The following is an 18,802-nucleotide window of genomic DNA, read 5'->3' as shown; positions in this document are numbered from 1 at the left end:
GATGCGCCGGGTCGTGGTGAGCCCGCATCCCGATGACGCCGTGTGGTCCTGCGGCGGGATGTTCGGCGCGTGGGCGGCGGGCGCGGACGCTCTCACCGTGGTCACGGTCTTCGACGGCGGCCCCGCGGCCGCCGTCCGCCGGGCCGAGGACGCCGCCGCGCTGGCCGCTTGGCCGGTCCGGGCGGTCGGCCTCGGCTTCCCCGACGCCGTGCACCGCGAGGACCGCTACCCGGGGCCGCTGTCGCGCCGCCGCGCCGTACACCCCGACGACGCGGGGACGGCCGAGGCGGTCGCGGCAGCGCTCGGCCCGTATCTGCGCGAGGCCGACCTGCTGCTGCTTCCCCTCGCGAGACGCACCCATGTGGACCATGTCATCGCGCGTGTCGCCGCCGAGCGCGCGGCGGCCGGGACCGGCGTCCAGATCGCGTACTACGCCGAGTTCCCCTATCGGCCGCCCCCGGCGGGCGGTCTGGGCATGGCGGTCACCGAGCACCGGGCCGACTTCTCCGCCTGGCTGCGCGGTGCCCTCGCCTACCGCTCCCAGGTGACGGAGATGTTCGGCGGGCCGCTGCGGTTCGGCCGGGCGCTGGCCGGGCACGCCCGCACCCCGGCGGTGTGGCGGGAGCACCGCCTGGCCGCTCAGGAAGGCTCCACGGCCGCGAAGTAGGCGGCCGGACTGCCCGTCAGCAGCAGCGGCAGGGCGCGGACGTCGGTGGTGTCGTGGAGCGAGGCGAACCGCTGGTGGGTGACTTCATGCTGCTCCCAGCGGTCGGGGCGGGCGTGGGTGAGATGGACGCCGGGCGCGGCCCGGTCCACCGTGGGCCGGTGCCCCGCCGCCAGCAGCCGCACCCCCAGTTCCAGGTCCTCACAGCCCCAGCGGGTGCCGAAGCCCTCGTCGAACCCGCCCGCCTGGTCGAACGCCGCCCGCGACAGCGACAGATTGGCGCCCACGCAGGCCAGCCAGCCCAGCCGGGCCGGGACCGTCCCGGCGGCCACGGCCAGCACAGTGGCCTCCAGGTTGTTGCGGACCAGCCGCTCGCCGCCGTTCAGCACGGCGGCGGCCGCGACCGGGTCGGGGCCATGGGCCGCCAGCCAGCGGCGCGCGGCGGGGAATTCCATCAGCGGACCGTGGACGAAACCGGGCCCGGTGCCGTGGGCGGCGTGCGCGGACAGGAAGCCGGGGCCGGTGAGGATGTCGTCGTCCACGAACAGCAGGCGGCTGCCGATGGCCGCTCGCGCACCGGTGTTACGGGCGGCGGCGCGGCCTCGGCGCGGCCCCTCGACGACGCGGACCGGCGCGTCCGCCGGGACGGCCATCGGGGCCTCACCGTCGTTGACGAGGACGATCTCGGCCGAGGGCGGTCCATCGGCCAGCAGACACGCCAGCGTGGCGCGCAGCGACTCCGGCTTGTCCTTCGTCGGGATGACGACGCTCAGCCCGTTCATACGGCCGTGCCCTCCGGCAGGGCCAGCGGACGGCCCGACGCCCGGTAGGCGGCCTCCAGCAGGTCCACCACGGCGGCGGATTCGGCCAGCTCCGCCGCCCAGTCCAGGGTCCCGGAGGCGAAGCCGACGATGGCCTCCACCTGCGCGTCGTACTCCCGCCCGACCGGGTCCGGCAGGGTGACGCGGCGGTAGGAGTCGGGCCCCCAGGCGGTCAGCGCGGGCTCGGCCACCCGGTTCGGGCTGAACCCGAACGTCCCGGTCAGCACCCGGCGCTCGCCGCCGCCCTCGACGGCGAACCGGGTGCGGTCGGTGGCGACCTCGCTCTCCCAGGCCGCCCGCAGCACCAGCCGGGCGCCGTCCTCGAACTCGGCGCGCACCGTGCCGTCCACCTCGACGTCCACCGGACCCGTACCGGCTCGGTCGCCGCGCCAAGTGGCCCGCCCGGGGGTGTGCCCACCGGGGTGCTCGCCGCCCGGTGTGCGCAGTTCGGCCGCCACCGCCACGAGCGGGGGCCGGCCCAGCAGCCCGAGCGCCACATCGGCCAGATGCCAGCCGAGGTCGAGCAGCGCTCCACCGCCCGCCGTGGCGCGGCCGGTGAACCACGAGCCGGGGCGCGGCACCCCGCCCGCGCGCAGCCAGCTCGCCCGTACGGTCAGCGGCCCGGGCGGCAGAGCACCGGCCAGGCGCCGCACATCCTCGCGGCGCACGGCGGCCCGGCTGACCAGCAGCCCGACTCCGCGCGCCCGCTCGGCCAGAGCGTCGAACTCCGCGCGGCTCAGGCACAGCGGCTTCTCCACCACCACGGGTATGCCGCGCTCCAGCACGGCGGAGGCCAGCGCGGCATGGGTGTGATTGGGGGTGCCGATCACGACCACGTCGGGGCGGGCGTCCAGGAGACCGGCCCAGGACGTGGCCGCCGGGACACCGGCGGCCTCCGGGTCGTGGACGGCCGCCAGTTCCAGGCGCGGATGGCGGCGGATCCGCGGCAGCCAGACCGTCCGGTTGACCCAGCCGTATCCGAGCAGGCCCACTCGCAGCGCTGCGGTCACCGCGTCACCACGGCGTCACCGGCCCGCGCGGCCAGGGCGGCGACCACGGTGGCCACGCGCTCCACCACCCGCGGTTCGGCCAGCAGCACCCGGTGGTGGATCCACAGGCCGTGGGCGCCCAGGTCCTCCGCCACCGCGCATCGCTCGGCCAGCTCCGGTACGGGCGTCGTGGGCACCGGGCCCGCGTGGAAGGACCCGGTGCGGTAGACGGGCGGGAAGTTGACGCACGCCGGGACGCCCGCCGCCGTCAGCCCCGCCACCAGCGCGTCGCGTGCCGCCCGGCCCGCCGACGGGTCGAGGGCCAGCAGGTACATGTAGTGCGGGTTGACGTCCATCCGCGGGTCGCGGGCCTGAAGGCGCAGCCCGGGCACCTCGGCCAGCAGCGCGTCGAGCAGGGCGGCGCGCTGCTCCCGGATCCGCGTCTGCCCGGCCAGCCGGGCGAGTTGGGCGCGCAGGATCGCCGCCGTGAACTCGCTGACGCGGTAGTTGGAGCCGCCCGTCATGTGCTGGTAGGTGGTGTCGCCGCGGGGCCGCCCGCAGGTGTGCATCAGATACGCCTGCTCGTACGTCTTCTCGTCGGGCAGGGTCAGCGCCCCGCCCTCCCCGGCGGTCATCAGCTTGCCGTTCTGGAAGCTGTAGCAGGCGACCGTGGGGAACGCGCCGACCGGCGTCCCGTCCCACACCCCGCCCTGGGCGTGCGCGGCGTCCTGGATGAGCGCCAGGCCGTGGTCGGCGGCCAGGTCCCCCAGCCCGTGCATATCGGCGAGATGGCCGGCCATATGGACGGGGATCACCGCGCGGGTCGCCGGGGTCAGCGCGGCACGGACGGCTTCGGGTGTCAGGCAGTACGTATCGGGGTCCACGTCCGCCGGGACGGGGATCGCGCCCACGTTCTGCACGGCCAGCGAGGTGCTGATGAACGTGAACGCGGGCACCACGACCTCGTCGCCGGGCCCGATGCCGTGCAGCCGGAGCGCCAGTTCGAGCGCGGCGGTGCCGTTGGTCACCGCGAGCGCGCGCGACGCTCCGTTGTACGCGGCGAACTCGCGCTCGAAGTCCTCGTTCTCGGTGCCCGCCGCCCGCCACCACTGTCCCTGCGCCAGGACACGGTCCAGCGCCGCGCGCTCCGTGTGGTCGTGCTGGGGCCACGGCGGCAGGTCGTCGGCGTCGATCGGGCGGACGGGGGCCGGGGGCGCGGCTGTCGGGTCGAGGGTCACGTCAGAGTCCTTTCGTCGCGGGAGTGCGTCCGGGCGTCACCATCGCGCGGCTCCGTCCACCAGCAGCGTCTGCCCGGTGATGTAGCCGGAGCGCGGCCCGGCCAGGAAGGCCACGGCGTCGGCGACCTCCTCCGGCGTGGCGAGGCGGCGCAGCGCGATGCGGTCGGTGACGGCGCGGTTCTCCTCCTCGGTGTAGAGCGAGGAGCCGGGGCCGGGCTGGACGGCGCCGGGCGCCACGACGTTGACGGTGACGCCGAAGCGGCCGAAGTCCCAGGCGGCCGACGCCGCCCACGCCGACAGCGCGGCCTTGGTGGCCGCGTACTCGGCCTGGCCGGGCATCCCGACGCTTCCGGCGCGGGATCCGACCAGCACGATCCGGCCGCCCCGCTGGCGCAGCATCCCCTTGCCGACGAGCCCGGCCAGCCGGGTGACCGAGTGGACATTGACGTCCCACAGGCCGTCGTCGTCGCCGGGGGTCAGGACCGAGCGGCGCAGTGTCCTGCCGTGGGCGCACACCAGGACGCCGGGCACGACCCCGCGCTCCCTGATCCGGCCCATCGCGGCGGCCGGATCGGTCAGGTCGGCCTGGACGGGGTCGAGCGCGCCGATCTTCGCGGCGAGTGCGACCGCCCGGTCCAGGCCCTGGTGGCATACGGGCAGGACGGTCATGCCCGCGTCGGCGAGGGCATGGCAGATCGCGGCGCCGAGCAGGCCGCTCGCGCCGGTCACCAGCGCCACACGCGGACCGGTCACGGCCGCTCCCGGGCGGCGAGCAGCAGTGTGCAGGCGGGGCGGCCGAGGTGCAGGGTCCGCCGGACGGTCAGCCCGGCGGCGGCGAGCCCGGCGGTGGCCGCCGCCTCGGTGGGCCAGGCAGTACCGCCGTGGGTGAGCCAGTCCAGCCGGGTCTCCGGGGGGACGCCCTCGGGCGCGTCCAGGAACACGTCGTCCACCAGCAGCCGCCCGCCGGGGGCCAGCCGCTCGGCGACGGCACGCAGGTCGGCCGCCGGGCCGTGGATCGCGTTGGCGAGCACCACCAGGTCGAAGACCCCCTCGGGCAGCGGCCCGCGCCCGGCGTAGGTGCCCTCGCCGGCGACGTGGCGGTAGACACCGGGCCCGGCGGACACCTCCAGGAGTCTTTGGCCCGCGGCGAAGCGGGCCAGCGCCAGGCCGCTGCGGGCGCGGCGGTGCGCGGCCTCTCCGTGCAGGGCCGTCTCATAGACCTCGCGCAGCCGCTCGGAGGGCCCCTCGCGGTCGAACGGGCGGAGCGCGGCCCCGGACCGGACGACCTCCGCCAGGGCCTCGCGGGTCACCCACGACCGCGACAGCTCCGCCTCCAGCGCGACCAGCGCCGTATCCGCGCCACCGGTGCCCCCACCGGCAGTGGGGACGGGGTCCTCGGGGCGCAGCAGCCCGGCGTCCTCGGCGGCGCGCAGCAACTCGGCGCAGGCCGCCTCGTCCAGGCCCAGCCGCGCCGCCAGTTCCGGCGCGGTCCTCGCTCCTTCGCCGAGCGCCTCGACGATGCCGAGGTCCACCAGGGTGAAGAGCAGTTCGCTGCGCTTGTAGGCGGTGGCGGCGGCGACCAGGGCGTCCCGGCCCGCCAGGGTGAGCGCGCGCGGCGGAAGGGGTTTGCCGACCCGGCCGCGCGGCACCTCGCCGACGCACCGGACACGGTCGGGCACCTTCTGCGGGCCGAGCAGCGCCTTCGCATGCTCGCCGAGGCCGGAGACATCCACGCCCGGTCCGCGCACATGCACCACCTCGGCCTGGAGCGCGACCGAGGTGCCGTGCCGGACGGGGTAGACGCGGGCGTCGGCGATGTCCGGGTGGCGGCACAGTGCGGCCTCGATCTCCTCCGGCGCGATCCACCGGTCCCCGCGCCGGATGGCCCGCGTGCGGCGGCCCAGCAGCCGCAGCCCGGTGGCGGGGTCGTAGGAGGCCAGGTCGCCCATGGGGTGCCAGGCGCCGCCGTCCACCCGCACCAGCAGCTCGCCCTGCGCACCGGGCCGCATATCGGCGCCGTCCGGGGCGACGACGCGGAACTCCACGCCGTCCAGCGGGAATCCGACGCAGCCGGGCGGGCTGCCGGGCGCGCCGCTGAACAGCGCCCCGGTCTCGGTGGAGCCGTAGTTGCGGGCCAGGCCGATCCCGAACGCGGATGTGAACCGCTCCTCCAGCGCCGCGTCGACCGGGCCGGCGCCGACCATGGCCAGGCGCAGCGCGTTGTCCGGCACCGCTTTGCCGGTGCGCCGCGCGAGCAGGCGCGCGATGGTCGGGACGAGCGCGAGCACGGTCGCCCCGGCGGCGATGTGCTCCGCGCAGCGGCCGAGCGCGGTCGGCGGGACCACGGCGATCGCGCATTCGGCCTCGAACGCGGCATGCGCCCAGCCGAGTGCGTAGGCATGCCACAGATGCAGCGGCAGCAGCAGCGTGTCATCCGCGCCCAGGCCCGCGTACCGCGCGTGCCGGCGCCCCTCCGCGCGCAGGGAGTCCGTCGAGCGCGGGACCAGCTTGGGCGCGCCGGTCGTTCCCGAGCTGGGCAGCAGTACGGTGCCCGGCGGGTGGCCCGAGGACGCGGGGGCGCCGGTGACCGTGAGGCGGTCGCCGTCCACGACGACGAGGCGTCCGCCCCCGGCCGCGTCCAGGAGTCTGCGGTGCTCGGCGGGCGGCGCGTCGCGGTCGAGAAGCAGCACCACGGCCCCGGCGTCGATCAGCGTGCGGTAGGCCGCGAGCCATGGGCCGCCGTTGGCCCCGGCGAGCGCGACGGTCGTCGCGGGCTCGACGCCGTCGAGCCCGTCGAGCCCGTCCACTCCGTCGCGGCCGCCCGCGGTGATCGCCAGGTCAGCCACCGCAGCTCACCCCGTCGCGCCCCTCCTTGTAGAGGCGCTTGCGCTCGGCGATCAACTCCCGGATCACCGGCGGGGCGTAGGTGGGGGCCTGACACAGCTCGTCGAGGGTGATCTCGTCCTCGAAGTACATCGACAGGGTGTCCCAGGGCGTGAAGCAGCCCTTGCACGCGTTGAGCCGGGGCCGCTCGGCCAGCAGCGCGGTGTACAGACCGGTCTCGCCGACCCGCCGCAGCGACTCGGGGTGGTCGTCCTCCAGCAGATTGCCCATATTGGAGAACCAGATGTTCGGGCACGGGGTCACCATGCCGTCGCTGAAGGTCGAGATGACCAGGCGTGGCAGATGGCAGCGGAAGGTCCGCTCGCCCTCCCGCAGGAACGACAGCAGCCGGTCGAAGTAGGGGCGGGGCGGCAGCACCGCCGCCAGCTCGTCGTAGCGGTCGACCAGCTCCTCGATATGGACGATCTGGTCCGGCCGCATCGCGAACCGCTCGGAGTCGGGGCCCCGCACCGGGAACGGGAAGAAGGTCGGCGGGCGCTCCCGGTCCGCGAGCCAGCGGGCGAACGCCGGCGCCTCGGGGGCGCTGCGGTCGTTCAGCACGCCGTAGATCTCCACCGGCAGACCGCTGTCGAGGATCGTCTCGATCCGGCGCAGCACCTTGCCGTGCAGCGATTCGGTCTGCACCCGGTGTGAGTTGCCGGAGAACAGGTGGCTGTCCAGCGACACCTGAAGCACCACGTTCTTCCAGCCGCGCAGCTCCTCCAGATGCTCCTCGCGGACCAGCACCCCATTGGTCTGGACGATGAGCACCTCGTGCCGGGCGGCCTGCTCGCGCAGATAGTCCATGATCCCGGCGACCAGGAAGATCTCCCCGCCGGTGACCTTGAGCATCGGCGCGCGGAATGTGTCGTCGATGCGCCCGGCGATGAGCGGGAGGCGGCGGCCGAGGAGGCTGCCCTCGGCGTAGCGGTCCCGGGTCGGCGGCCCGAATATGAGCTGTGCGTGGTGCGACTGCTTGAGGTTGCTCTGGCCGGTGAGGCAGTACGTGCAGCTCAGATTGCACGAGTCCTCATTGATGACCAGGTCGTTTCCGAGGAGTGTGTCGATCACGGCGCGTCCTTCCGGCAGCGGACACCCAAACGATAACTTTAGTTGGTGACTATCGTCAATACACCGAACTGCCTCCATCCCCCGCAGGTCAAAGGATGGCCAGGGGGCGAGAATCCGGCTACAATAGTCACAGCCATGAGAGCCGAACACAGTCAGCAGCCAGAGTTCGGTCAGCGTGTCCGGCGGCGACGCGAGGAGTTGGGCTTCTCCCAACGCCGACTCGCTGGCGACATCGTGACCGCCAGCTATATCTCCCTCCTGGAGTCCGGTCAGCGCTCCCCCACACTCGACCTCGTGCTCCATCTCTCCGAGGTGCTCCAGATGCCGCTGGAGGAGCTGACCGGCCGTGACAGGTCCTCCGCCGCCCCTGCCGAGCCCGGCGGCCTCGACCTGGTGATCGCGCGCTCCGCCGCACGCGGCGCCGCCGAGCTGGGCGACCACGCCCACGCGGCCGAGCTGCTCGCGACCGCCTACACCACCGCGGTCGAGCGCGGCACGACCGCCCTCCAGTTCGACCTCGGTCTGGCGCTCCAGGAGGAGCTGCGGTCGGCCGGGCGGCAGCCCGACCGGCTGGCGCTGCTTGAGCGCCTCGCCGATCAGGAGTGGGCCAGGACCGATCCGCATCTGCGCGTCGTCCTGTTCACCGAGCTGGCCACCGCGCAGCGCGACACCGGGCGGCTGACGGACGCGCGCAAGTCGGCCTATACGGCGCTGGGCGAGATCGGCCCGGCCGAGCTCACCGGCGCGTTCGAGCATGTCCGGCTGCTCGGCATCCTGATCTCGGTGCTCTGTGAGCTCAATGACCTCGGCCAGGTCGAGCTGCTGCTGAAAGAGATGCTCTCGCTCGCCGAGGGCCACCGGCCGCCCGTGCGCGGCCGGGCCCACTGGGTCTCCAGCATCGCGTACTCCCAGCTCGGCATGGCCACCGCCGCGCGCCGCCATCTGGACCTGGCCCGCGCCCAGCTCACCACGCCCGACACTCCGGTGCGCGACTGGCTGCGCTTTATGCGGTCGGCCAGCAATGTCCTGCTGGACGACGGCGACCCCGGCGCCGCCCTGCCCTGGCTTCAGGCCGCCGAGCAGGTCGGCCCCATGGTCAACGCCCCCGACGAGACCACCCGGATCGTCGCGCTGCGCGCCCGCTATGAACTGGCCGTGGGCGCCGCCGCCGAGGTCGTCGAGGTCTACCCCCGGCTCAGCGCGGGCTCCGCGCCGCTGACCGGCCCCGATCTGGTCCGCGCCAATCTCATCCAGGCCGAGGCGCTGGCCGAATTGGGCCGTACCGAGGAGGCCCAGGCGCTGCTGCGCCGGACCGCGGCCCTCTGCGACGAACTGACCGCCTATGAGCTGGCCGTCCGCGTCTGGAAGCGCATCGACACGCTTCGCTCATGAGGATATGCGTCACCGATGGCGCGGTGAGCGGATCGCGTGCCGCCCGGCGGCGGGCGGCACGCGTCCCGTTCGGCGGGCGCCCGCTCAGCGGATGCCGAGTTCGCCGAGCACCCGGCGCTGGGCGGAGCTGGGCTTGGCCGGGAAGTAGAGGTAGCAGACGCCTCCGGTGCCCGAGACCACCTTGCCGTTCGCGTCGTAGCGCTTGGTCCGCAGCCAGATGTTCTCCCACTGGCGCCGCTTGTAGATGTGGCGGACCGCGTCGTTGCTGGGCGAGGCCGGGTCGTTGGCGATGATGTCGCCGTCCGCCGTGAAGCCGATGACGGTCATCAGATGGCCCGAGGTGCCGTATCCCGCGCCGTCCAGCTCCGTCTTGAGGAAGGACTGCGAGGTGATCACCGGAATGCCGGCGCCGATCAGCTTCTCGGCGTCGGCGAGCGAGCCGAGCCGGGTGACCACGCCCTGCATGTCGCGGTAGGTGGCGGCGTAGGCGGCGTTGAACGGCCAGTTGCCGCAGCCGTCGTACTGGTAGTCGAAGGTGGCCCGGGCGGCGTGGCAGACCTGCGGATCGGCGTAGTCGGGGTTGACCCAGGACAGGTCGGCGGCGGAGGGCTTACGGCCCCAGTACTCGATGATCATCTGCGAGGAGGTGGGGCTGCACCATGCCTCGCCGCCGTTGTCGTACTCCGGGTACTGGCCCTTGTGGATCTCCTGCGAGTAGCGCGGTACGCCCAGTTCGCGCCCCTTGGGCAGGCTCGGTGTGGAGGCGGGCACCTCGAACCGGTCGGGGACGTCCGAGCCCATCGCGCCGATGCGCCACACCGTGGGGGTGAGCTTGGTGCCGGGCTTGCGGTAGAGGGTCAGCCGCACCTGGTACTTCGCCAGCCGCAGCCCGCTCGCCGGGTCGTCGATGGAGAAGGTGTCGGTCCACACCGAGCTCTTGTCGTCGCTCTGGTCGTCCACCGAGGTGCGCCGGATGGAGGAGGCGCCGTCGTCGGAGGCCCAGCGGCCCATGACGTACCAGGGGGTCGCGGTGCCGTCGGTGTAGGTGCCCTTCAGCTCGATCTGGATCCAGGTGCCGGCGGGGGTGCGGGCGTTCCAGGAGACGATGGCCTCGGTGGCGGGCACGGAGAGCGTGCGCACCGGGGAGGTCCAGGTGGCGTACTCCCAGGCGGCCTTGGTGCCGGTGTGCGGATCGGTGTAGTCCACGCTGCCCAGCGGGCGGGCGAGCACGATGCCGGGGCGGGCCCCGGCCTCGGCGCGCACCCCCTTGGCGGCACCGGCCAGCCAGTCGGCGTGGCCGCTCCAGCCGTGGTACTCCGCGACCCGGGCGGCCTTCGAGCCCGCCGGGGCCGCGGCGGCCCCCTCCGAGCTCGGTGTCGCGGCGGCGGCCGGGCGGGCCGTCCCGGCGGTCGCGGCCGCCGTGGTGACGGCGGCGGCGCCGGCGACGCCGAGCGCGGCGGCGAGCACGGAGCGGCGAGGCGTGGATCCAGATCTGGTCATGCGGGGTTCCCCCAGTCGTCGTCCAGTCCAGTGGGCGGCGGGTGCGCGACAGTCGCACAACTATGGCCGCTGCGAGTGGTCTCAGGCCAGTGATTCCCCCGCTACCCGCGCCATCAATATTGGTGTGAACCAATGGAGTGAACGAACCGGAAGGGCCGTATGGTGGTCCCCGATGCGAACATACCCACCGGTTGGCGGCCTGGACGCGCTGGCGCGGCGCCTGCGTGCGCTGCCGCCGTCCTGCGGACCGGTCCGGCTGGTCGCGGTCGACGGTCACGCCGGCTCCGGGAAGACCACCTTCGCCGGGCGGCTCGCCGAGGCACTCGGCGGCGCCCCCGTGCTGCACACGGACGACTTCGCCACCCATGAGCAGCTCTTCGGCTGGGCCGGGCGGCTGCGGAACGAGGTCCTCGCCCCGCTGGCCCGGGGCACGGCCGCGCACTACGCCCCGTACGACTGGGTGGAGCGCCGCTTCGCCACCGCCCGGCGGCGGCTCGATCCCGCGCCGGTCGTGCTGCTGGAGGGCGTGGGCAGCGGCCGCCGGGCGGTGCGCCCGCGGCTGGCACGGCTGTTGTGGATGGATCTGCCGGAGCGGGACTCCTGGCAGCGCGGACAGTTGCGGGACGGCCCGGAGCTGTCCGCATTCTGGGACGGATGGCTGCCCGCCGAGCGTGCGCACTTCGCCGCCGACCCCTCCCGCCCGTACGCCGGAACGTTGGTCGTGCAGCGAAAGGAGGGGTATGAGGTGCTACCGGGACCCGCGGCGAACGACGGAGACGCGCCCTGGCCTCACACAGCGTGAACCGGCGCTCCCGACCGGGCCCGAGGCCCGCACCCGACGCATGACGCGTACCCCAACTCGGCTTGACCTGGGGCCCATACAGGTCTTACGTTCTCAATGTGCGACTCGTACGAGTCGTCCCACAACGCGAAGCCCCCGGTTGTTCCCCCGTGATCGGGGGCTTCGTCCTGTCCGGGGCCGGTTTTCCGCTGCTTTGCGCCGCCGCCCCGTCACCCTGGGTGACGAACCGTTCCGGTCCCTGTGCGCCCCTTACACGCCTCCGCGCACACCTACCCGGCCTTGTGTGATTGCGACGAACAACAGTGCGGCACCCTCGGCCCATGCGCGCTGCGCAGGTACGATGCGAAAGGGGCATTCGCCCCTGCGGCATCCACGGGGGCTGGGGTTGTGGGGGACGTGATGGATTTCGGCACGCAAGGTTCGCACGCCCCGGCCGACCTCGCCTGGCTGCGAGCCGTCGACGCCTACACGATGGGCGCGTACGCACAGGCCGAGGAGGAGTTCCGGGCCGCTACCCGGCTCGATCCCGGAATGGCCGACGCCTGGCTCGGACTGCACGCGCTGCGGGCCGACACCGCGGCCGCGCTGCTGCGGATGTACCGGCACCGCGACCGCTTCGGCGAGCAGCGCGCCCGCCACCGCCGCACCCTCAACTCCTGGTACTGGCTCGGCTGGTGGGTCCAGCCGGTGCTGGAGACCAGCCGGGACCTGCTGCTGGCCCACGCCTCGCACTGGCTCGACGGCCGCCATGTGCCCGAGCTGGACCGGGCGCTGGCCGGCTGCCCGCCGGTGGAGGCCGATCCGCAGGCCCGCTTTCTGCACGCCTGCCGCGCCTATCTGGTCAAGGACTGGGAGCAGTTGGTGCGCCACACCGAGCCGCTGCTGGACGATCCGTTCCTCGGCATCGAGGCGGGTCTGTTCGCCGGGATGGCGCGGGTCCGGCTGGAGATGTACAGCCAGGCAGAGCCGCTGCTCGCCGCCGCCTTAATGCGCTGCCGCAGCGAACAGCCCCAGCGCAAGGAGCTGCGCTACTGGCTCGCCCGCGCACATGAGGGCACCGGGCGCAGCGCCGCCGCGCTCCCCCTCTACCGCGCGGTGCACCGCATCGACTCCACCTTCATGGACACCTCGGCCCGGCTCGCGGCGATAGCCGAGTCCGACGGGCTGGACGAGCCCGCGGATCTCGCCGCCGTCTCGCTGGCCGGGGCCGGTGGCCAGGACGCCGGCGACGGCCGGGACACCACCACCGACCCCGCCGATACGCTGCCCGCCGACGGCCGCGATCCGCGGGCCGCGGCCGAGGGGCCCGAGGGCCCGCCGCTGATGGGACCCGCCGTGGTGGGCGCGGGCGGCACCCGCGCCCGGGCCGGTCTGCCCGCCCAGCCCGGCCCCTCGGATCCGGTACTGCTGGAGAGCGCGCTCCAGGAGCTGGAGCGCATGGTCGGCCTGGAGCCGGTCAAGCGGCAGGTGCGGGCGCTGTCGGCGCAGCTCCATATGGCGCGGCTGCGCGCCGGGCAGGGCCTGCCGGTCCAGCCGCCCAAGCGGCACTTCGTCTTCTCCGGCCCCTCCGGCACCGGCAAGACCACCGTGGCCCGCATCCTCGGCCGGGTCTTCTACGCCCTCGGGCTGCTCGGCGGCGACCATCTGGTGGAGGCCGGGCGCGCCGATCTGGTCGGCGAGTACCTGGGCCAGACGGCGGTGAAGGCCAATGAGCTGATCGACTCGGCGCTCGGCGGGGTGCTCTTCGTCGACGAGGCGTACTCGCTGTCCAACTCGGGCTACAGCAAGGGCGACGCGTACGGCGACGAGGCGCTCCAGGTGCTGCTCAAGCGCGCCGAGGACAACCGCGACCGGCTCGTGGTGATCCTCGCCGGCTACCCCGAGGGCATGGACCGGCTGCTGGCCGCCAACCCCGGCCTCGGCTCCCGCTTCACCACCCGCGTCGACTTCCCCAGCTACCGCCCGCTGGAGCTCACCCGCATCGGTGAGGTGCTGGCGGCGGAGAACGGGGATGTGTGGGACGAGGAGGCCGTGGAGGAACTGCGCAGCATCAGCGGCCATGTGGTGGACCAGAGCTGGATCGACGAGCTGGGGAACGGGCGGTTCCTGCGCACGCTGTACGAGAAGAGTTGCGCGTATCGGGATCTGCGGCTCTCCGGGTGGAGCGGTACGCCCACGCGCGACGACCTGGCGACGTTGCGGCTGCCGGATCTGATGCAGGCGTACGGGGAGGTCCTGTCCGGTCGCGGTCCGATGTACCGCGACCCCCAGGACCCGCCCCTGGGGTAGCGCGCGCCTGCGACGGGCGGGGCTCCGCCCCCTGGACCCCGGAGCTGAAATCAGCCCCTCCGGCGATTGAGGAGCGGGGTCCGGGGCGGAGCCCCGGTTGTGGGAAGGGGCGGGTAGGGGAAAGGCCCGCCGCAGGCGCTAGCGCGCGGTCAGCCGACCATCGCCCGCTCCTCCTTGGACAGGGCGGGCGCCGCCTCACCCCTGGGCTCGGCCACCCGCTCCCGGGCCCCACCCCGATGCGCGGGGTCATGCACCTCGCCCACCAGCTTCTCCAGGACGTCCTCCAGAGCCACCAGCCCCAGCACGGCCCCCGACCCGTCCGCGACGGCCGCCAGATGGGAGGCGGCCCGGCGCATCGCGGTCAGGGCGTCGTCCAGCGGCAGCTCCGCCCGGAGCGTCTCGATCGGATGCCAGACCCGCTGCGGCACCGCCCGCTCCGGGAACTCCAGCTCCAGGACGTCCTTCACATGCAGATAGCCCATGAAGGCGCCGCCGGGGCCGCGCACCGGAAAGCGCGAGTAGCCGGTGCGCACGGTCAGTTCCTCGATCTCCCGGGGGGTGACCGAGGGGTCGACGGTGACCAGGCCCGCCGGGTCCAGGAGGACGTCGGTGATCGGGCGGCTGCCCAGCTCCAGGGCGTCCGCGAGCCGCTCGTGCTCACCGGGGTCGAGCAGCCCGGCCTGCCGGGAGTCCTCGACCAGATGGGTGAGCTGCTCGCTGGTGAAGACGGCCTCGACCTCGTCCTTGGGCTCCACCCGGAACAGCCGCAGCACCAGCCGGGCGCACGCCCCCAGCAGCGCGGTGACCGGCCGGCACAGCCGTGCGAAGCCGACCAGCCCGGGGCCGAGCCACAGGGCGGTCTTGGCCGGCGCCGCCATGGCCAGGTTCTTCGGCACCATCTCGCCGATGAGCAGATGGAGGCAGACGACCACGGCGAGCGCGATGGCGTAGCCGAGGGGGTGCACCAGTTGCTCGGGCAGATGGACGGTGTGGAAGACCGGCTCCAGAAGCTGGGCGACGGTCGGCTCGGCGACCGCGCCGAGGGTCAGCGAGCAGATGGTGATGCCGAACTGGGCGGCCGCCATCATCTGCGGCAGGTTCTCCAGGCCCGTCAGGACCGTACGGGCGCGCCCGGAGCCCTCGGCCGCGCGCGGTTCGATCTGGCTGCGGCGCACCGAGACCAGGGCGAACTCGGCGCCCACGAAGAAGCCGTTGGCCAGGACCAGCAGGGCTGCGAAGAGAAGCTGTACCACACTCATCGTCCGGTCCCCTCCCCGGCCGCGGCGCCGGCGCTCACCTTCAGCGGCGTACCCGGCTTCGTACGGACGATGCGCACCAGCTCCGCCCGGTGGTGGCCGACCTGGCGGACGGCCAGTTTCCAGCCGGGCAGCTCGGCGGTGTCGCCGGGGACGGGGATCCGCGCCAGCAGATCGGCCACCAGCCCGGCCACGGTCTCGTACGGCCCGTCGGGCGCGTCGAGGCCGATCCGGCGCAGGGTGTCGACGCGGCAGCCGCCGTCGGCGTCCCAGGCGGTGCGGCCGTCCTCGGTGAGGGCCTGCACCAGGTCCGGGGTCTGCGCGGCCTCGTCGTCGTGCTCGTCGCGCACCTCGCCGACCAGCTCCTCGACGATGTCCTCCAGGGTGACCACCCCGGCCGTGCCGCCGTACTCGTCGACGACCACGGCTATCGGCTGTTCGCTGCGCAGCCGCTCCAGCAGCGGCTGGACCGGCAGCGTCTCGGGGACCAGCAGCGGCGGCTGGGCGATCCGGCTGACGGAGGTGCGCAGCCGGTCCCCCGCGGGCACCGCGAGGGCGTCCTTGAGGTGCACCATCCCGATGACCTCGTCCAGCCGGTGGCGGTAGACGGGGAAGCGGGACAGCCCGGTGGCCCGGGTGAGGTTGAGCACATCCACGGCGGTCGCCGAGGAGTGCAGGGCGCTGACCCGCACCCGCGGGGTCATCACATGCTGGGTGGTCAGCTCGCCCAGGGACAGGGTGCGGACGAACAGATCCGCCGTGTCCTGCTCGATCGCGCCCGCCCGCGCCGAATGGCGGGCGAGTGAGACCAGCTCACCGGGGGTGCGGGCGGAGGCCAGCTCCTCGGTGGGCTCGACGCCCAGCGCCCGCACCAGCCGGTTGGCCACGGTGTTGAGCAGGGCGATCACGGGCCGGAAGAAGCGGGCGAAGGCGTACTGCGGGCCCGCGACGAAGCGGGCGACCTGTAGCGGCCGGGAGACCGCCCAGTTCTTGGGCACCAGCTCACCGATGACCATCTGGACCGCGGAGGCCAGCAGCATGCCGAGGACGACGGCGATGCCGGAGACGGCGCCGTGCGGCAGTCCGACCGCCTCCAGCGGCGCGGTCAGCAGATGGCCGAGCGCGGGCTCGGCCAGCATGCCGACGATCAGCGAGGTGATGGTGATGCCGAGCTGGGTGCCGGAGAGCTGGAAGGACAGCTCGCGCAGCGCCTCGACGACGGTACGGGCGCGCTTGTCGCCCTCGTCGGCGGCTCGCTCGGCGTCCGGCCGCTCGACGGTGACCAGGCCGAACTCGGCGGCCACGAAGAAGCCGTTGGCGAGGATCAGGACAAGTGCCGCACAGAGCAGCAGGAGGGACAGGGTGGTGCTCATGCCGCCGCCTTGTGGTCGGCGGCGGCGCAGGTACTACAGGACGATCCGTCCATCTGCGGAGGGAGTCACTCCTCGGGTCGCAGGGGAGCCCGCCGGGGCGCACGGGGTGCGTGCGCACAGGGAGAGGCGGGGCGGGGCACCGTTCGGCCCCGGCAACAGGGTAATCAAGGATGGGGCGTGACGGGCAGGCCCCTCACGCCGTTGGAGTGCCGATCAGTTTCCCGGCCGGTCCGGCGGGACCCGCCCAGCAGGGGCGGAAACGGGCGAAAAGGGGCAGCTCAGCACTGCTGGGGCCGGGCAGCCCGGCCGGGCGGCTCAGTCCATGGCACGGCCCGTGCCGTGTTGCTCGGCGAGGGCGCGCAGGGCCCGCGCGTCGCTGATGGCCCGGGCCTTGGCGATGCCCGGCTGGATGCCCATCGCGGGCAGGCTGGTGCCGTCGGCGAGGTCCAGATAGACCCAGGGGTCGCCGGGGCGCAGATTGACCCGGAGCACCTCCGCCCACTCCAGCCGCCGCTTGGTGGTGAGGTTGACGACGGTCACGCCGCCCTCCTCGGCCACCACCTTGGGGCGGCTGAGCAGCGTCAGCACCCCGAAGAACAGCAGCCCGGTGATGATGAAGCTGGCCTTCTCCCCCGGCCCCAGCCGCTCCAGCAGCAGCGCGACGACCGTGAGGACGACCAGGACGGCGACGCCGACGGTCATCAGGACGGCGCGGGTCCTGGTCGGCCGGAAGGTGACGGGCAGGGCGGGCGGGGGCGCGGCGGCGGACACGTGGGTCGGCCTCTCGGATGAGAAGGGAACGGGAGGGAGGGCGGGGCGGGCCGTCAGAGGCGGCAGGCGTGGATGCCGGTGGTGAGGATGGCCCGGGCCCCCAGGTCGTAGAGCTCGTCCATGATCCGCTGGGCGTCCTTGGCGGGGACCATCGAACGGACCGCGACCCAGCCCTCGTGGTGCAGCGGGGAGACGGTGGGCGACTCCAGGCCCGGGGTGAGCGCGACGGCGCGCTCCACCTGCTCCACCCGGATGTCGTAGTCCATCATCACGTACCGCCGGGCGACCAGGACGCCCTGCATCCGGCGGAGGAACTGCTGGACCTTGGGGTCGTCGCCGGGGGCGCCGGTGCGGCGGATGACGACCGCCTCGGACTCCAGGATGGGCTCGCCGATGATCTCCAGCCCGGCGTTGCGCAGAGTGGTGCCGGTCTCGACCACATCCGCGATGATCTCGGCGACACCGAGCTGGATGGCGGTCTCGACGGCGCCGTCGAGGTGGACCACGGCGGCGTCCACCCCGTTGTCGGCGAGGTGCTTGGTGACCAGTCCGGCGAAGGAGGTGGCCACGGTCATCCCGCCGAACTCGCTGACGTCCTTCGCGGTGCCGGGACGGGTGGCGTAGCGGAAGGTGGACCCGGCGAAGCCGAGCTGCATGATCTCCTCGGCCTTGGAGCCGGAGTCCAGCAGCAGATCACGGCCGGTGATGCCGATGTCGAGCCGGCCGGAGCCCACGTACACGGCGATGTCGCGGGGGCGGAGGAAGAAGAACTCCACCTCGTTCTCCGCGTCGACGAGGACCAGCTCCCGGCGGTCCTTGCGCTGCCGGTAGCCCGCCTCATGGAGCATCGCCGACGCAGGCTCGGACAGTGAACCCTTGTTGGGGACGGCGATGCGCAGCATGAGTGCTCTTTCCTTCGGTTGCGAGGGTGAGGGTGTGCGGGGGGGGTGTCAGAGGTGGGCGTAGACGTCGTCGAGGGTCAGCCCCTTGGCGACCATCATCACCTGAAGGTGGTACAGGAGCTGGGAGATCTCCTCGGCGGTCGCCTCGTCGCTCTCGTACTCGGCGGCCATCCACACCTCGGCGGCCTCCTCCACGACCTTCTTGCCGATGGCGTGCACACCGGAGTGGACCAGTTCGGCGGTGCGGGAGGTGGCGGGGTCGGCCGTGGCGGCCTTCTGCTGGAGCTCGGTGAAGAGCTCCTCGAACGTCTTCTTGGGCATGGTGTGCGTCATCCTACTTGGGCCGTGCGACACCCCTCAGCGCCAGGGTTCGGCGACCGACCGCAGAGTGGTGGCGGTGGCGACGGCCGCGGTGACCGCCTCATGGCCCTTGTCCTCGCTGGAGCCCGCGATCCCGGCCCGGTCCAGGGCCTGCTCCTCGGTGTCGCAGGTCAGCACCCCGAAGCCGATGGGAACGCCGGTGTCCACGCTGACCTGGGTCAGCCCCTGGGTGACGCCCTGGCACACATAGTCGAAGTGCGGGGTGCCGCCGCGGATGACGACGCCCAGGGCCACGATCGCGTCATAGCCGCGGCCCGCGAGCACCTTCGCGACCACCGGCAGCTCGAAGCTGCCCGGCACCCGCAGCACGGTGGGCTCGTCGATGCCCAGCTCGCCGAGGGCGCGCAGGGCGCCGTCGAGCAGCCCGTCCATCACCTTCTCGTGCCACTGTGCGGCGATGACGGCGACGCGCAGGTCCCCGCAGTTCTTCACGGACAGTTCGGGGGCGCCCTTACCGCTCACGTCTCTCC

Annotated in this window: 17 protein-coding genes; 4 read left to right on the top strand and 13 right to left on the bottom strand. The window is 73.5% G+C overall.

Annotated features, from left to right (window positions below; all coding sequences use genetic code 11):
- Nucleotide 1 precedes the first annotated feature (1 nt).
- A complete protein-coding gene (locus ACK1X7_RS39555; RefSeq protein WP_385157750.1) occupies nt 2–667 on the top strand; it encodes a PIG-L family deacetylase in 666 nt (221 codons plus the stop codon).
- Here the strand turns inward: ACK1X7_RS39555 and ACK1X7_RS39550 are convergent.
- The 6 genes from ACK1X7_RS39550 to ACK1X7_RS39525 are packed head-to-tail and all read right to left on the bottom strand — an operon-like array spanning nt 640 to nt 7,666.
- Nucleotides 640–1,446, bottom strand: coding sequence for a glycosyltransferase family 2 protein (locus tag ACK1X7_RS39550; protein WP_385157747.1), 807 nt, complete (start codon nt 1,444–1,446; stop codon nt 640–642). The two genes, ACK1X7_RS39555 and ACK1X7_RS39550, sit on opposite strands and share 28 nt — an antisense overlap.
- Complete coding sequence (locus ACK1X7_RS39545; protein ID WP_385157745.1) at nt 1,443–2,495, bottom strand: Gfo/Idh/MocA family protein; 1,053 nt, start codon at nt 2,493–2,495, stop codon at nt 1,443–1,445. The genes ACK1X7_RS39550 and ACK1X7_RS39545 overlap by 4 nt, the downstream gene beginning before the upstream one ends.
- Nucleotides 2,492–3,712, bottom strand: coding sequence for a DegT/DnrJ/EryC1/StrS family aminotransferase (locus tag ACK1X7_RS39540; protein ID WP_413116395.1), 1,221 nt, complete (start codon nt 3,710–3,712; stop codon nt 2,492–2,494). The genes ACK1X7_RS39545 and ACK1X7_RS39540 overlap by 4 nt, the downstream gene beginning before the upstream one ends.
- 36 nt (nt 3,713–3,748) lie before the next feature.
- Entirely contained in the window at nt 3,749–4,465 is a 717-nt protein-coding gene (locus ACK1X7_RS39535; RefSeq protein ID WP_390793488.1) for an SDR family NAD(P)-dependent oxidoreductase, read from the bottom strand.
- A complete protein-coding gene (locus ACK1X7_RS39530) occupies nt 4,462–6,558 on the bottom strand; it encodes an AMP-binding protein (protein WP_413116394.1) in 2,097 nt (698 codons plus the stop codon). Before ACK1X7_RS39530 ends, ACK1X7_RS39535 begins: the two co-directional genes overlap by 4 nt.
- Complete coding sequence (locus ACK1X7_RS39525; RefSeq protein WP_382955168.1) at nt 6,551–7,666, bottom strand: radical SAM protein; 1,116 nt, start codon at nt 7,664–7,666, stop codon at nt 6,551–6,553. The genes ACK1X7_RS39530 and ACK1X7_RS39525 overlap by 8 nt, the downstream gene beginning before the upstream one ends.
- Nucleotides 7,667–7,801: 135 nt before the next feature.
- On the opposite strand from ACK1X7_RS39525, the gene ACK1X7_RS39520 reads away from it, so the two are divergent.
- Nucleotides 7,802–9,058: a helix-turn-helix domain-containing protein gene (locus ACK1X7_RS39520; protein ID WP_413116393.1), complete on the top strand. Its 1,257-nt coding sequence runs from the start codon at nt 7,802–7,804 to the stop codon at nt 9,056–9,058.
- A gap of 84 nt (nt 9,059–9,142) precedes the next feature.
- Here ACK1X7_RS39520 and ACK1X7_RS39515 read toward each other — a convergent pair whose 3' ends face one another.
- A complete protein-coding gene (locus ACK1X7_RS39515) occupies nt 9,143–10,558 on the bottom strand; it encodes a peptidase C39 family protein (protein ID WP_390793491.1) in 1,416 nt (471 codons plus the stop codon).
- 172 nt (nt 10,559–10,730) lie between these two features.
- Here ACK1X7_RS39515 and ACK1X7_RS39510 point away from each other — a divergent pair, with 172 nt between their 5' ends.
- Together ACK1X7_RS39510 and ACK1X7_RS39505 are read left to right on the top strand one after the other, a co-directional pair.
- The gene (locus tag ACK1X7_RS39510) at nt 10,731–11,360 is read left to right on the top strand and encodes a uridine kinase family protein (RefSeq protein ID WP_385143070.1); all 630 of its coding nucleotides are present in this window, start codon (nt 10,731–10,733) and stop codon (nt 11,358–11,360) included.
- A 399-nt stretch (nt 11,361–11,759) separates the two neighbouring features.
- Nucleotides 11,760–13,649 (top strand): AAA family ATPase, encoded by a 1,890-nt coding sequence (locus ACK1X7_RS39505; RefSeq protein WP_390793493.1) that lies wholly within the window; start codon nt 11,760–11,762, stop codon nt 13,647–13,649.
- A gap of 149 nt (nt 13,650–13,798) precedes the next feature.
- Here ACK1X7_RS39505 and ACK1X7_RS39500 read toward each other — a convergent pair whose 3' ends face one another.
- The 6 genes from ACK1X7_RS39500 to ribH form a co-directional block, all read right to left on the bottom strand.
- The gene (locus ACK1X7_RS39500; RefSeq protein WP_361505615.1) at nt 13,799–14,908 is read right to left on the bottom strand and encodes a hemolysin family protein; all 1,110 of its coding nucleotides are present in this window, start codon (nt 14,906–14,908) and stop codon (nt 13,799–13,801) included.
- The gene (locus ACK1X7_RS39495) at nt 14,905–16,278 is read right to left on the bottom strand and encodes a hemolysin family protein (RefSeq protein ID WP_385143064.1); all 1,374 of its coding nucleotides are present in this window, start codon (nt 16,276–16,278) and stop codon (nt 14,905–14,907) included. Before ACK1X7_RS39495 ends, ACK1X7_RS39500 begins: the two co-directional genes overlap by 4 nt.
- Nucleotides 16,279–16,593: 315 nt before the next feature.
- The gene (locus ACK1X7_RS39490; RefSeq protein ID WP_382955182.1) at nt 16,594–17,049 is read right to left on the bottom strand and encodes a PH domain-containing protein; all 456 of its coding nucleotides are present in this window, start codon (nt 17,047–17,049) and stop codon (nt 16,594–16,596) included.
- Nucleotides 17,050–17,102: 53 nt separating this feature from the next.
- Nucleotides 17,103–17,951, bottom strand: coding sequence for an ATP phosphoribosyltransferase (hisG, locus tag ACK1X7_RS39485; RefSeq protein ID WP_382955184.1), 849 nt, complete (start codon nt 17,949–17,951; stop codon nt 17,103–17,105).
- A gap of 48 nt (nt 17,952–17,999) precedes the next feature.
- Nucleotides 18,000–18,284 (bottom strand): phosphoribosyl-ATP diphosphatase, encoded by a 285-nt coding sequence (locus tag ACK1X7_RS39480; protein ID WP_216346679.1) that lies wholly within the window; start codon nt 18,282–18,284, stop codon nt 18,000–18,002.
- Nucleotides 18,285–18,308: 24 nt separating this feature from the next.
- Nucleotides 18,309–18,794, bottom strand: a complete 486-nt coding sequence (gene ribH / locus ACK1X7_RS39475; RefSeq protein WP_059145759.1) for a 6,7-dimethyl-8-ribityllumazine synthase — start codon at nt 18,792–18,794, stop codon at nt 18,309–18,311.
- Nucleotides 18,795–18,802 lie beyond the last annotated feature (8 nt).

The sequence above is a fragment of the Streptomyces sp. CY-1 genome, from assembly GCF_047218265.1.
Taxonomy (GTDB): domain Bacteria; phylum Actinomycetota; class Actinomycetes; order Streptomycetales; family Streptomycetaceae; genus Streptomyces; species Streptomyces niphimycinicus.
The sequence above is the reverse complement of the archived record's forward strand: the minus strand, read 5'-3'. Positions and strand labels throughout refer to the sequence as shown.